Source organism: Ralstonia sp. A12 (genome assembly GCF_000801955.1).
In the GTDB taxonomy this organism is placed as follows: Bacteria; Pseudomonadota; Gammaproteobacteria; order Burkholderiales; family Burkholderiaceae; genus Ralstonia.
The window spans coordinates 128,615-142,349 of sequence record NZ_JSZO01000004.1; the positions used below are offsets into that span (position 1 = coordinate 128,615).

At 66.0% G+C, this 13,735-nt stretch carries 11 protein-coding genes; 6 read left to right on the forward strand and 5 right to left on the reverse strand.

Annotated features, from left to right (window positions below):
* The first annotated feature begins 3 nt into the window (after positions 1-3).
* A complete protein-coding gene (locus PI87_RS08280) occupies positions 4-1,692 on the forward strand; it encodes an AMP-binding protein (RefSeq protein ID WP_039597235.1) in 1,689 nt (562 codons plus the stop codon).
* 43 nt (positions 1,693-1,735) lie between these two features.
* Here PI87_RS08280 and rodA read toward each other — a convergent pair whose 3' ends face one another.
* From rodA to PI87_RS08305, 5 genes are all read right to left on the reverse strand, one after another.
* The gene (rodA, locus tag PI87_RS08285; protein ID WP_039597236.1) at positions 1,736-2,887 is read right to left on the reverse strand and encodes a rod shape-determining protein RodA; all 1,152 of its coding nucleotides are present in this window, start codon (positions 2,885-2,887) and stop codon (positions 1,736-1,738) included.
* Between the two features lie 23 nt (positions 2,888-2,910).
* Complete coding sequence (gene mrdA / locus PI87_RS08290) at positions 2,911-5,325, reverse strand: penicillin-binding protein 2 (RefSeq protein WP_039597237.1); 2,415 nt, start codon at positions 5,323-5,325, stop codon at positions 2,911-2,913.
* A 42-nt stretch (positions 5,326-5,367) separates the two neighbouring features.
* The gene (gene mreD, locus PI87_RS08295; RefSeq protein ID WP_021196956.1) at positions 5,368-5,880 is read right to left on the reverse strand and encodes a rod shape-determining protein MreD; all 513 of its coding nucleotides are present in this window, start codon (positions 5,878-5,880) and stop codon (positions 5,368-5,370) included.
* Positions 5,881-5,894: 14 nt separating this feature from the next.
* The gene (gene mreC / locus PI87_RS08300; protein WP_039597238.1) at positions 5,895-6,938 is read right to left on the reverse strand and encodes a rod shape-determining protein MreC; all 1,044 of its coding nucleotides are present in this window, start codon (positions 6,936-6,938) and stop codon (positions 5,895-5,897) included.
* Between the two features lie 209 nt (positions 6,939-7,147).
* Positions 7,148-8,191 (reverse strand): rod shape-determining protein, encoded by a 1,044-nt coding sequence (locus PI87_RS08305; RefSeq protein WP_004628293.1) that lies wholly within the window; start codon positions 8,189-8,191, stop codon positions 7,148-7,150.
* A 507-nt stretch (positions 8,192-8,698) separates the two neighbouring features.
* On the opposite strand from PI87_RS08305, the gene gatC reads away from it, so the two are divergent.
* The 5 genes from gatC (at position 8,699) to gatB (ending at position 13,732) form a co-directional block, all read left to right on the forward strand.
* Complete coding sequence (gatC, locus tag PI87_RS08310) at positions 8,699-8,998, forward strand: Asp-tRNA(Asn)/Glu-tRNA(Gln) amidotransferase subunit GatC (protein ID WP_039597239.1); 300 nt, start codon at positions 8,699-8,701, stop codon at positions 8,996-8,998.
* A 79-nt stretch (positions 8,999-9,077) separates the two neighbouring features.
* Positions 9,078-10,565, forward strand: coding sequence for an Asp-tRNA(Asn)/Glu-tRNA(Gln) amidotransferase subunit GatA (gene gatA, locus PI87_RS08315; protein WP_039597240.1), 1,488 nt, complete (start codon positions 9,078-9,080; stop codon positions 10,563-10,565).
* Positions 10,566-10,721: 156 nt separating this feature from the next.
* On the forward strand, positions 10,722-11,213 hold the full coding sequence (locus tag PI87_RS08320) for a hypothetical protein (protein ID WP_039597241.1): 492 nt from the start codon (positions 10,722-10,724) through the stop codon (positions 11,211-11,213).
* Positions 11,192-12,190: a dienelactone hydrolase family protein gene (locus PI87_RS08325; RefSeq protein WP_039597242.1), complete on the forward strand. Its 999-nt coding sequence runs from the start codon at positions 11,192-11,194 to the stop codon at positions 12,188-12,190. The genes PI87_RS08320 and PI87_RS08325 overlap by 22 nt, the downstream gene beginning before the upstream one ends.
* Positions 12,191-12,265: 75 nt before the next feature.
* The gene (gene gatB / locus PI87_RS08330; RefSeq protein ID WP_039597243.1) at positions 12,266-13,732 is read left to right on the forward strand and encodes an Asp-tRNA(Asn)/Glu-tRNA(Gln) amidotransferase subunit GatB; all 1,467 of its coding nucleotides are present in this window, start codon (positions 12,266-12,268) and stop codon (positions 13,730-13,732) included.
* Positions 13,733-13,735: the final 3 nt, after the last annotated feature.

The window sequence follows — 13,735 nt, forward strand, 5'->3', positions numbered from 1 at the left end:
CACATGACGATCCAGAATCGCGAACCGGTCCACTACCTGGCAGGCGAAATGCCGCTGCACCGGTATTGCGCCCACCATGCGCAGCAGACGCCTGAGCGCATTGCCTTGCTCTGGTACGGCCGCACGATCTGCTGGCGCGAGCTGGATCAGCTCTCGACGCGGCTGGCGGTGCAGTTGCAACGGCTGGGCGTGGGGCGCGGCGACCGCGTGGCGTTGTTCCTGCAGAACTGTCCGCAAGCCATCCTGGCGCACCTGGCCACGGCCAAGCTGGGTGGCATTGTCGTGCCGTGCGGGCCGCTGTCGCGCCAGCATGAGTTGCGCGACCAGTTGGCCGATTCCGGCGCGAAGATCCTGGTGGCCGCGGCGGACCTGATGCCGATTGTCGAGGCCGCGCGGCCGGGCACCTCGGTGTCCACCGTCATCACCACACGCTATGCCGATCTGCAGCCGTCGCAGCCGGCCTGCCGCAAGGCGCTTGCCGTGCCGCCGGAGTTGATCGCGGCCGATGCGTCATCTGCGCCGCCGCTCAAGAACAAGCCCGGCGCGTCTCAGCTCGACCTGATGCAACTGCTGGCCGAGCCGGTGGACGTGTCTGAGCGCAATGCGGTCACCGCCATCCAGGTCGAGCTGGATGAGGTGGCCCTGATGATCTACACCTCGGGCACCACCGGCCGCCCGAAGGGGGCGATGCTCACGCACCGCAATGCGCTGTACAAGACCGCCGTGACAGCGCAGGTGAGCGGCGTGCATGCATCCGACGTGATGCTGGCGGTGGCGCCGTTGTCGCACATTGCCGGCATGCTGATGGGCATGAACGTGATGCTGTATTCCGGCGCGACCACCATCCTGCTCTATCGCTTCGACCCGCTGGCCGTGCTGCAGGCCATCGACCGCTACCGCGTCACGCGCTGGTACAGCATGACGCCGATGAATCTGGCGGTGATGGCGCACCCAGACGCCTCGCAATACCGCATGGAATCGCTGGTGGTCAATCCGTGCACGAGCTTTGGCGTGACGCTCACCGAGGCGATTGCCGACCAGTGGCGTGCCTTTGCCGGCCGGCAATGCAGCATCTACGAGGCCGCCTACGGTTTGTCGGAAACCCACACCTGCGATGCCATCACGCCGCCCGACGCGCCGCGCTGGGGCTGGCACGGCAAGATCGTCCCGCAGACCGAGGTACGCATCGTCGATCCGCACACCGGCGCCGAGTTGCCGCCTGGTCAGGCTGGCGAGATCACCATCCGCAGCCCCGGCGTGTTCCGTGGCTACTGGCAGCGCGACGAGGCCACGCGCGCCGCGCTGCAGAACGGCTTCCTGCGCACCGGCGACATCGGCCAACTCTCGCCCGACGGCTATCTGCAGTGGCAGGGCCGCATCAAGGAGATGATCAAGGTGTCGGGCTACAGCGTGTTTCCGGAAGAGGTGGAAGCGCTGCTTTCACGCCATCCGGGCATTCGCCAAGTGGCCGTCACGCCCATCCCCGATCCAGACAAGGGTGAGGTCGTCTGCGCGCACGTGGTGCCGATGCACGGCGTCACGCTGACCGAAGCGGAGCTGATTGCCTGGTCGCGCGACAACATGGCGCCGTACAAGGTGCCACGCCGCGTGAAGTTTCATGATGCGCTGCCAGCCACGTCCACCGGCAAGGTGCTGCGGCGCTTGCTGCGCGAGGAGGCGCTCGCCGCCTGACTCGCCTGAAAACAAAAAGGCCGCCAATCTTGGCGGCCTTTTGCTACGTCTGCACGAAGCGTTTCTGTCGGGCGATGCTCATCAGGATGCCAATGCCCATCCCCAGTGTGACGAGCGCGGTCCCTCCGTAACTGATGAGCGGCAGCGGCACGCCCACCACGGGCAGGATGCCGCTCACCATGCCCATGTTGACGAAGGCGTAGGTGAAGAAGATCAGCGTGATCGACCCGGCCAGCAATCGCCCGAACAGCGTGCCCGCATTCGCGGCGATGAACAGCCCGCGAATGATCAGCAACAGATACAGGAACAGCAGGAAGCCGTTGCCCACCAGCCCGAACTCCTCGGAATAGACCGCGAAGATGAAGTCGGTGTGCTTCTCGGGGATGAACTCCAGGTGGGTTTGCGTGCCCTTTAGCCACCCCTTGCCGCTCACCCCGCCCGAGCCGATGGCGATGATCGACTGGATGGTGTGGAAGCCCTTGCCCAGCGGGTCGGTGGTCGGGTCCAGCAGCGTGCACACGCGGTGCTGCTGGTAGTCGTGTAGGATCGGCCAGTTCACGCCCGGCGCGCAGATACGCGATTCGAACGACACGATCAGCGTGATCGCCGTGACGGCAATCACCAGCACCGGCACGATCAGCCGCCACGATAGGCCGGCAAAGTAGATCACGTAGATGCCGGCGGCCAGCACCAGCAGCCCCGTGCCCAGATCGGGCTGTTTGGCAATCAGCCCCACGGGAATGAGCAGCAGCACGGCGGCGGCCAGATAGTCATACCAGTGGATCACGCCCTCGCGCTTCTGGAAGTACCACGCCAACATCAGCGGCATGGCGATCTTCATGATCTCGGACGGCTGCACCACCACGCCGATGTTCAACCAGCGCCGCGCACCCTTGCGGATCAGCCCGAACGCCGCCACACCAATCAATAGCGCTACCCCGACGGTGTACAGCGGCACGGCAAAGCGCATGAGCGTCTGCTGCGGCAGGTTGGCGATGACCCACATCAGCACGAACGACAGCATGATGTTGCGGACCTGGTCTTCCACCCGGCCCGGCATGTCGATGGCGGCCGAGTACAGCGCGACCAGCCCCGTGCCCAGCAGCAGAAAGACGATCAGTGCCAGCGGCACATCGAAGCCGGTGAAGAGTGACTTGATGACGTTGAATATGCGGCGCTTGTCCAGTTTGTCCATGGCGTGATCCTCAAGCGCGAATGTCAGGGCGCGGCCGGCGCGGGTTTGGGCGTCGACTTTGGCGCGGGCTTGTTGCCCGGCTTCGCCTCTTTCCCACCCTTGGGCGTGGTGGCCGGCGTCGAGGCCGGTGCGGCAGTGGTATTGCCGCGTCCGCGTGGCGGCAGTTCGGGGGCCGGCTGGGCGTGTGACAGCGCTTGCAGCACCTGGGCGTCCAGCGTGGCCGGGGCGATGGCTTCGGCGCTGGTGCCGGCCTCGCGCAGGGCGGGCGACACCAGATCCGGCGACATTGGCGGCGTGCCGCGCACTGTGCCGGCGGCCACGGACGACGCAGCCGGTGCCGAAGCAGCGGCCACGCCACTGGCAGCCGGCGCGGCCACGGCGGAAGCGGCCGCGACCCCCGACGCCGTCTGTGCCACCACCTCTGCTGCAGCCTGCGGCGTGGCCGTGGCGCTGGCGATGGTGGCAGTCTTGCCGGTCGAGAACACGCTGGGTGTATCCACCGGCGGTTGCGGCTGGGCCTTCGGCGCGGTGGCGACCAGATCGGTGGGCCACTTGCCGGTCAGGTAGTAGTCCATGACCGCACGCGCGATCGGCGCGGCCGATGCGGCGCCAAAGCCGGCGTTTTCCACGATCAGCGCCAGCGCAATCTTCGGATGATCTGCGGGGGCAAAGGCTTCGAACAGCGCGTGGTCGCGCTTGTTTTCGGGAATGGCGTGGTGGTTGTACTTCTCGTTCTTGCCCAGCGAGTACACCTGTGCCGTACCGGTCTTGCCGGCCGACACGTATTGCGCACCGATGAACGCTTTGGCAGCCGTACCCGCCTGGTTCACGCCCACCATGGCGCGCTTGATCACGTCGATGTTGGCCTGCTTGAGCGCAATCCGGTAGCTCTCGGTCGGCACCGTCAGCGAGCGCGATTTGGACAGCGAATCCTCGACGGCCTTCACCAGGTGAGGCTTCATCACCACGCCGTTGTTGGCCAGCGTCGACACCGCGTGCGCCAGTTGCAGGATGGTGAAGTTGTTGTAGCCCTGGCCGATACCCAGCGAGATGGTTTCACCGTCGTACCACTTCTGCTGCTCGGGGCGCTTGTAAGCTTTGCGCTTCCAGTCGGTGGACGGCAGGATGCCGGTGCGCTCGCCCTCGATGTCGATGCCCGTGACCTGCCCGAAGCCAAATGGCTTCATGAAGTCGTGGATGGCATTGACGCCCATGTCGTTGGCCAGGCGGTAGTAGTACGTGTCGCACGACGCCACGATGGAGCGGTACATGTCGACCCAGCCGTGCCCGCCCGGCACGTCATCGCGGAAGGTGTGGTTGCCCAGCGTGAACGAGCCCGGATCGGCCATGCCCCATTGCGGCGTGCGCTTGCCCAGCTCAAGCGCCCCCAGCGCCATGAACGGCTTGTACGTCGAGCCCGGCGGGTACGTGCCGCGCAGCGGACGGTTCAGCAGCGGCTTGTCGGGCGAGTTGTTCAGCTCGTTCCAGGTGGCGCTGTCGATGCCTTCAATGAACAGGTTCGGGTCGAACGTCGGCTTGGAGACGAAGGCGAGGATGTCACCTGTTTCGGGCTCGATCGCCACCAGTGCGCCGCGGCGGTTGCCGAAGAGTTGCTCGGCCAGACGCTGCAGGTTGATGTCCAGCGACAGGATCAGGTTGTTGCCCGGCGTCGCCTGCGAGGTCGACAGCGTCCGGATCGGTCGCCCGCCCGCGCTCACTTCCACTTCTTCGTAGCCGGTCAGGCCGTGCAGTTCGGTCTCGTAGCTCTGCTCGATGCCGACCTTGCCGATGTATTCGGTGCCGCTGTAGTTGTTGGAGTCCTTGCGCGGGTCGTACGTCACGCCGGGCTGACTGTTGGCATCGCTCATGTTGTCGATGCGGTCCAGGTCGCGCTCGGAGATGCGGCCGATGTAGCCGATCACGTGCGATGCCGAGTCGCCCAGCGGGTACTGGCGGAACAGCCGCGCGTGCACATCCACGCCGGGAAAGCGGAAGCGCTGCGCCGAGAAGCGCGCGACTTCCTGATCGGTGAGCTGGCTGCGGATCGGCAGGCTCTCGAAGCTGCGCGCGTCTTCCATCAGGCGCTTGAAGCGGCGGCGATCACGTTGCTGAATATCGACCACCTGGGCCAGCTGGTCGATGGTGTTGTCCAGCGTGTCCTGCAGCTTGGACGGCGTGATCTCCAGCGTATACGCGGAGTAGTTGCGCGCCAGCACCACACCGTTGCGGTCCATGATGATGCCGCGGTTGGGCTCGATGGGCGCCACCGAGATGCGGTTGTCTTCTGCCTTGGCTGAGTACTGCTCGTGCTTGACCTCCTGCAGCCAGAAGAAGCGCGCCAGCAGCAGCCCGAAGCAGATCACCACGAACAGGGCGGCCGCCGCCAGCCGCAGGCGGAAGCGCGACAGCTCCTGTTCGACGTTGCGGATTTCGGTCATGCCAGGTGGACGCTAACAGCGGAGGACATCAGATCGGGCGCCTTAAATTGGCCGAGTTTCGTCGACGCTCTCCGGTCGGCGCTGCGGTGCCAGCAGGATGGCGTTGGCGAACGGCCACAGCGCCGCTTCGATCAGCGGAGGAAGAATGACCTGCCAGTCCGGCAGATGCGCACCCATCAGCAAGCGGATGACGATCGGCACCGCATGTGCGAGCACCAGCAGCGGCAGCACGTGCAGTGCCTGCGACAGCACCGAGAACCACAGCACGCGCCGGTGGATGGTGATCGCGAAGTACGACAGCATCGTGTAGGCCATCGCGTGTTCACCCAGCAGCCGCGCTTCGTGCACGTCCATCAAGAGGCCCAGCAGGAAGGCCACCACCATGCCCACGCGGCGCGGCTGGTGGATGTTCCAGAACACCAGCACCAGCGCCACCAGATCGGGAATCCACTGCATGTGGCCCCACGGCATCAGGTTGAACAGGAACGCCAGCACGAAGCTGAAGGCGATGAAACCGGGGTTGACCGGGCGCAGCAGGTATTGGGGCGAGTTCATGTCGAATGCCTCGCTTAGCGTTTGGGCGCCGGATCGGTGTCCAGCGGATTGCCGTCAGCGTCGGTCGGGCGCGGCGGCGGAGCGTTGTCTTCAGCGGCTGCTGGTCCAGGCACGGCAGCCTCGGCGGCGGCACGTGCGGCGCGGTCTTTCTCTTCGCGAGCGTCGCGGGCGGCGTTCTTGCCCTTGGCAGCGGGCGGCGGCGCAAGATCCGTCGGCGGCGGGAAGCCCGATTCGTACTTCACGATCAGCAGGTGCCGGTTGCTGCGGATGCCAGCCACCGGCTCGCAGATCACGCGCGAGAACGCGGTGTCGGCCTTGCGTTCGATCTGGGCGATGCGCGCGACCGGCAGGCCCGCCGGGTACACGCCATCCAGCCCCGAGGTCACCAGCAGGTCGCCCTGCTGCAGGTCTGCCGAGGCGGCCATGAAGCGCAGGTCCAGCGCGCCTGGGCGGGCGCCGCCAAAGGCTACGCTGCGCAGGCCGTTGCGCACGACTTCCACGGGGATCGCCTGGTCCTTGTCGGTCAGCAGCGTGACTTGCGATTCGAACAGCGACACGCGCGTTACCTGGCCCACCACGCCGCGATCATCGATGACGGGGTAGCCGGCGCGCACGCCGTCTTTCGAGCCACGATCGATGACGATGCGCTGGGTGTATGGGTCGCGTGCTTCGTAGAGGACCTCCGCCGCCACGGTGGGCACGGCGGCGTGCTGCTTCAGGTTGAGCAGCGTGCGCAGATTGCGGTTTTCGGCTTCGAGCTGCGAGGCGCGTAGCGATTGCTGGGCCTGTGCCACGGCAGATTCACGCAGGTTGCGGTTGTCGGCGGCGAGCGAGGTGGACGACTGCGTGTAATCCAGCGCAGCACGCACCGTATCGCGCGGGATCAGCACCAGGCGCTCGACGGGGTAAAGCACCACCGACACGACCTGCCGGACCACGCCCAGCACCGACATGCGGGCATCGATCACCAGCAGCGCGAGCGCGAGCGCGAGCAGGGCAACCAGCCGCGCGGTGGCAGACGGACCCTGCTTGAAGAGGGGCGGCGGGGAGTAATCCATGACCCGGACGCTTCAGATGGGCACGGCAGGCGCTTGACGGTCTACGTCAGCGGCCTGCCGGCAACAGATTGGGTGTGGCGCTGGTGCGGTGCCTGGGCCCGGGGTGGGCGGAGCACGGCGCACCGGCGCGTGACGCATCTCAGCGGCCCGCCACGGCCGCTGGCGCGGCCAGGAAGGCGGAATACGGATACGTGCGGAGCATGATCCCGTTATTCGTACGAGAAGATGCTGCCGAGCTTGTCCATGCGCTCGAGTGCCATGCCGGAGCCGCGCACCACGCAGGTCAGCGGGTCTTCGGCCACCAGCACCGGCAGGCCGGTTTCTTCGGCCAGCAGGCGGTCCAGATCACGCAGCAGCGCGCCGCCGCCCGTGAGCATCATGCCGCGCTCGGCAATGTCTGCGCCCAGTTCCGGCGGGGTTTGTTCCAGCGCAATCTTCACCGACGACACGATCTGGTTCAGCGGATCCGTCAGCGCTTCCAGGATTTCGTTGGACGACACCGTGAAGGCGCGCGGAATGCCTTCCGACAGGTTGCGGCCCTTCACTTCCATCTCACGCACTTCCGAACCCGGGAAGGCCGAGCCGATTTCCTTCTTGATGGCTTCGGCGGTTTGCTCGCCGATCAGCATGCCGTAGTTGCGGCGGATGTAGTTGACGATGGCTTCGTCGAACTTGTCGCCGCCCACGCGCACGCTGCCCTTGTAGACCATGCCGCCCAGCGAGATGATGCCCACCTCGGTGGTGCCGCCACCAATGTCCACCACCATCGAGCCCGACGGCTCCGACACCGGCAGGCCGGCGCCAATGGCTGCGGCCATCGGCTCTTCAATCAGGTAGACCTGCGAGGCACCGGCGCCCAGCGCCGATTCACGGATGGCGCGGCGCTCGACCTGGGTCGAACCGCACGGCACGCAGATGATGATGCGCGGGCTCGGGCGCAGCAGCTTGGTGTCGTGCACCATCTTGATGAACTGCTTGAGCATCTGCTCGGTGACGGTGAAGTCGGCAATCACGCCGTCCTTCATCGGGCGAATGGCCTCGATATTGCCCGGCACCTTGCCCAGCATCTGCTTGGCTTCCTTACCGACGGCCTGGATGGTTTTCTTGGCGTTCGGGCCGCCTTCCTGGCGGATGGCCACCACCGACGGCTCGTCGAGGACGATGCCCTTGTCGCGGACGTAGATCAGGGTGTTGGCGGTGCCGAGGTCGATCGCGAGATCGTTGGAGAAATAGCTGCGCAAAAAGCCAAACATCGAATGAATCCTGTTTTCGAGTCATGGGCGGCTCAGCAGCGGAACCTCGGTCAATGGCTGCACCGATACGCGGACGTCGCATGGCTGCCATGCGGTCCGATCCTGCTACTGCGCTCCCGGGAATGTCGCGGGCTCCGTGGTGGTCGGCGGTGGGGTGCCGTGGCACTGGCCATCCTGCCGAGGGTGAGCCGCCCGGAGGGGGCGGCCCCAAGGAACCTTTGATTAAGTGTCGGCTGAGTTGGTTGGCGCCGCAGCCGGGAGGTTCCCGGCCACTTAATCAGAGGGTCCGTGGCTGCACGAAGTCGCCTGCTGACTTAGAAATTTAGTCGGCAATCATACCTTATAATTCGGGCATTCTGCGGGTATTCGGCGGGCGTTTGCCTCCAATTTTGCGGCAGATCGGCACAACTCGGGCGCAACCTGAGCATGCCCCACGCGCAGTAGCCGTCGCTTGGCTGCTGCTTGCGCAAATTGCCCGCCAGCCGCCGCACTCACTGATCCACTCCGATGGCACTCGAACTCTCCGACGTCAAACGCATCGCCCACCTTGCCCGTATCGAAGTCTCCGATGGCGAGGCCGCGCAGACCCTGACCCAGCTCAACCAGTTCTTCACGCTGGTCGAGCAGATGCAGGCCGTGGATACCACCGGCATCGAGCCCATGGCCCACCCGATCGAGCAGGTGCAGGCTCAGGCGCAGCGTCTGCGTGACGATGCCGTGACCGAGGCCGACCGCCGCGCCGACTACCAGCAATGCGCCCCGGCCACCGAGGCCGGCCTGTACCTCGTGCCCAAGGTGATCGAGTAAACGGCGCCCGTGCGCCGCGCTTGACCCCACTCCATTCGACGACGCCGGCCGCTGCCGGCAGCTCATCCGAACGTACTCGATGACCGCATCCACGATCAAAGCCCTGTCTGCCCAACTCGCCGCCAAGGAGGTTTCGGCGGTGGAACTGGCGCGCCATTACCTGTCGCGCATTGATGCTGGGGCACACCTCAACGCCTTCACCCATGTCGACGCCGAGGCCACGCTCGCGCAGGCGCAGGCCGCCGACGCGCGCATTGCGGCAGGCAACGCGGCGCCGCTGACCGGCGTGCCGATCGCCCACAAGGACGTGTTCGTCACCCGCGGCTGGCGTGCCACGGCCGGCTCCAAGATGCTGGCCGACTACGTCAGCCCGTTTGACGCCACCGTGGTGGAGCGCCTGGGCGCCGCCGGCATGGTGACGCTGGGTAAGACCAACATGGACGAGTTCGCGATGGGCTCGTCCAACGAGAACTCGGCCTTTGGCGCGGTCAAGAACCCGTGGAACGTCGCGCACGTGCCGGGTGGCTCGTCGGGCGGCTCGGCGGCTGCCGTGGCGGCCGATCTGGCGCCCGCTGCAACGGGTACGGACACCGGCGGCTCGATCCGCCAGCCGGCATCGTTCTCGGGCATCACCGGTATCAAGCCGACGTACGGCCGCGTGTCGCGTTACGGCATGATCGCCTTCGCCTCGTCGCTGGACCAAGGTGGCCCGATGGCGCGCACCGCAGAGGATTGCGCGCTGCTGCTGTCCGCCATGGCCGGTTTTGACCCGCGCGACTCCACCAGCCTGGAGCCGGGCCGCGGCGGCGACGTAGAAGACTTCACCCGCCTGCTCGGCCAGCCGCTGCAAGGCGCCGATGCTGCCCGTCCGCTGGCCGGGCTGCGCATCGGCCTGCCCAAGGAGTATTTCGGTGAAGGCCTGGCCGATGACGTGCGCGCCACCGTGCGCGCCTCGCTGGCGGAGATGGAAAAGCTCGGCGCCACGCTGGTCGACATCAGCCTGCCCAAGACCGAGCTGTCGATCCCGACGTACTACGTGATCGCCCCGGCCGAGGCCTCGTCCAATCTGTCGCGCTTTGATGGCGTGCGCTACGGCCACCGTGCGGCTGAGTACCGCGATCTGGCTGACATGTACCGTAAATCCCGCGCTGAAGGTTTCGGCTGGGAGGTCAAGCGCCGCATTCTGGTCGGCGCCTATGTGCTATCGCACGGTTATTACGACGCGTACTACCTGCAGGCGCAGAAGATTCGCCGCATCATCGCGCAGGATTTCCAGAACGCGTTTGGTCAATGCGACGTGATCATGGGCCCCGTGGCGCCGACCGTTGCCTGGAAATTGGGTGAGAAGAGCGACGATCCAGTGCAGATGTACCTGGAAGACATTTTCACGCTGTCAACCAGCCTGGCGGGCCTGCCCGGCATGAGCGTGCCGGCCGGTTTTGGCGCAAACGGTCTCCCGGTTGGCTTGCAGATCATTGGCAACTATTTTGAAGAGGCACGCATGCTGCAGATCGCGCATGCGTTCCAGCAGGCGACCGACTGGCACGCGCGCCAACCGGCAGCCTGACGGCGATCACAGGCGCTCGGACCATCGCTGCACCGCAGGGGGCCGCATGAGCAGTCAGCAGGGCCCCCGCGTAGCGGGGAGGCGCACGTCCGCGAATGCAGGCTGTCGCCGACACCACGAAGGCAAAATGAACGGAATCCGCTCGGAGGCGACCGCATGACCCCCCGCATCCGCAACGTACTCGGGCTGGCGCTTGCTGCCGTCCTGCTGGCGGCCTGCGTGCCCATTCCGCTGCCGTCGCTGCCGGGTATTCCGGGTTTTGGCCGCCCGTCCGGGCCGCCGCCGATTGCCGATCGCATGATCAGCGTCAACGGCTACTGCAGCCAGACCGAAGAAGACGGCTTCCGCGAGCAGGCAACGCTCACCGTGGCCAACAACAACGTCAGCGCGTTGCAGTGGCAGTTGTGGGTCGGTCGTCGCGGTTCGTGCCAGTTTGACCTGTCGACGTTCCAGCAGACCAAGCGCCGTCCGAGCATCGAACTGCGCGAGCGCACCGGCAGTTGCACGCTGATGGTCTGGCAGGACCCGCGCCGCGTGACGCTGGCGCACGCCAACTGTGAGGCGCATTGCACGCCCGGCATCTACGAAGAAGCCTGGCCGGTGATGTTCGATCCGCAAACGGGCCAATGCGCCCGGAATGCCCGGTGATGCGCGCATCGCTTCGGATGGCGGCTGCGTTGACGGGCGCCCTGCTGGCGCTGCACGCGTTCGCCCAGCCGACGCCTGACGCGGAAGGTGCCTTGCCGGACATGCCGGCGGCACGCGCACCGTCAGCCGCGGAGCTGGGCGTGCAGACGGTGGAGATTCCGCGCGCGGTCATGAAAGACGCCGAAGATGCGCCGCAGACGTTGACCGCCTATTGGATCAAGCCCGGGGTCACGCCAGCGGGCAAGGCGCCCGCCGCCGGATTGCCGGTGGTGATCGCGCTGCATGGCTGCAGCGGCTTGTACACGCAGGCCGGTGTTGATGCGAAAGCGCTCGGTACGCGCTATCGCGGTTACGCGCAGTGGCTGGGCGCGCGCGGTTACGCGGTGGTGCTGCCTGACAGTTTTGGCCCGCGCGGCAAACCGCATGGCATCTGTACCGAGCGGTTTGCGGCACGCGATATCAACGGTGCCGTGCGCCGCGCCGACGTTTTGGCGACGATGCGCTGGGTGGCCGCGCAGCCGGGCGTGGATGCGCACCGCATCGTGCTGCTGGGCTGGTCCAACGGTGCGCAGGCAGTGCTAGAAACCGTAGACGCGAGCCTTGCCTGGCCCGCCGACACGCCGACTGTGGAGCGCGCCGTGGCGTTCTACCCGGGCTGTGCCGCCGCGCTGCAGCGTGCGAAGTATCAGTTGAACGCGCCATTGCTGCTGCTGGCCGGCAGCAATGATGATTGGACGCCCGCCGACCGATGCCAGGCCCTCCAGACCGCCGTGCTGGCCCGTCAGCCGCAGGCGCGCTTTGAGCTGGAGACATTCGGCGGGGCCTATCATGGCTTTGATGGCACGGCACCGATCAAGGAACGCAGCGGCAACCTGGGCGGGCGTCGTCACGGTACGGTCACGGTGGGCGGCGATCCGGCAGCACGCGAGGCGGCCTTCGCGAAGCTTGCGGCCTGGCTGGATGTGCCGCACCCCTGATCGCACCGAGCAGAGATACAAGCAACACCTAGACCTAGACATTCACACCACAACAATCGACAGGACACACGCAACATGCAATGGGAAGTGGTGATCGGCCTCGAGACGCATACGCAGCTCTCCACGGCCTCGAAGATTTTCTCCGGCGCGTCCACCGCCTTTGGCGCGGCGCCCAACACGCAGGCCGCGCCGGTGGACTTGGCGCTGCCGGGCGTGCTGCCCGTGCTGAACAAGGGCGCGGTTGAGCGCGCCATCACGTTCGGGCTGTCCATTGGTGCCAAGATCGCGCCCAAGAGCATCTTCGCGCGCAAGAATTACTTCTACCCGGATCTGCCCAAGGGCTACCAGATCAGCCAGTACGAGATTCCGGTGGTGCAGGGCGGCACGCTCACCATCCAGGTGGAAGGCAAGAACGGTCAGCCTGGGTATGAGAAGACCGTGCAACTGACGCGTGCCCACCTGGAAGAAGACGCCGGAAAATCGCTGCACGAAGACTTTGCCGGCATGACCGGCATCGACCTGAACCGCGCCGGCACGCCGCTGCTGGAAATCGTGACCGAGCCTGACATGCGCAGCGCCGCCGAAGCCGTGGCCTATGCCAAGGCGCTGCACGCGCTGGTGATGTGGCTGGGCATCTGCGACGGCAACATGCAGGAAGGTAGCTTCCGCTGCGACGCCAACGTGTCGGTGCGCCGCGGTCCGGATGCGCCGTTCGGCACGCGCTGCGAGATCAAGAACCTGAACTCGTTCCGCTTCCTGGAAGAGGCCATCAACTACGAAGTGCGCCGCCAGATCGAGCTGATCGAAGACGGCGGCACCGTGGTGCAGGAAACCCGCCTGTACGATCCGGATCGCAAGGAAACGCGCTCGATGCGCAGCAAGGAAGACGCGCAGGATTACCGTTACTTCCCCGACCCCGATCTGCTGCCGCTCGTCATCGGCGACGACTGGATCGACCGCGTGCGCGCCACGCTGCCCGAACTGCCCGCCGCCATGGCCGCGCGCTTCGAGTCGGCCTACGGCCTGCCGAAGTACGACGCGAGCATCCTGACCGCCACCAAGGCGACCGCTGCCTACTTCGAAGCCGTGGTGGCTGACGCTGGCGCTGCCAACGCCAAGGTTGCGGCCAACTGGATCATGGGCGAGGTCGCGTCGAACCTGAACCGTGCCGATCTGGAGATCGACGCATCGCCGGTGTCGCCTGCGCAACTGGCCAAGCTGCTCGCGCGCATCGCCGACGGCACGATCAGCAACAACACCGCTAAGAAGGACGTCTTCCCCGCCATGTGGGCCGGCGAAAGCAATGGCGATGCCGACGCGATCATCGCCGAGAAGGGCCTCAAGCAGATGTCGGATTCCGGCGAGCTGGAGAAGATCATCGACGACGTGCTGGCGGCCAACGCCAAGTCGGTTGAGGAATTCCGTGCGGGCAAGGAGAAGGCGTTCAACGCGCTGGTCGGCCAAGCCATGAAGGCCACGCGCGGCAAGGGCAACCCCGCACAAGTCAACGAACTGCTGAAGAAGAAACTGGGCGCCGCCTGATGA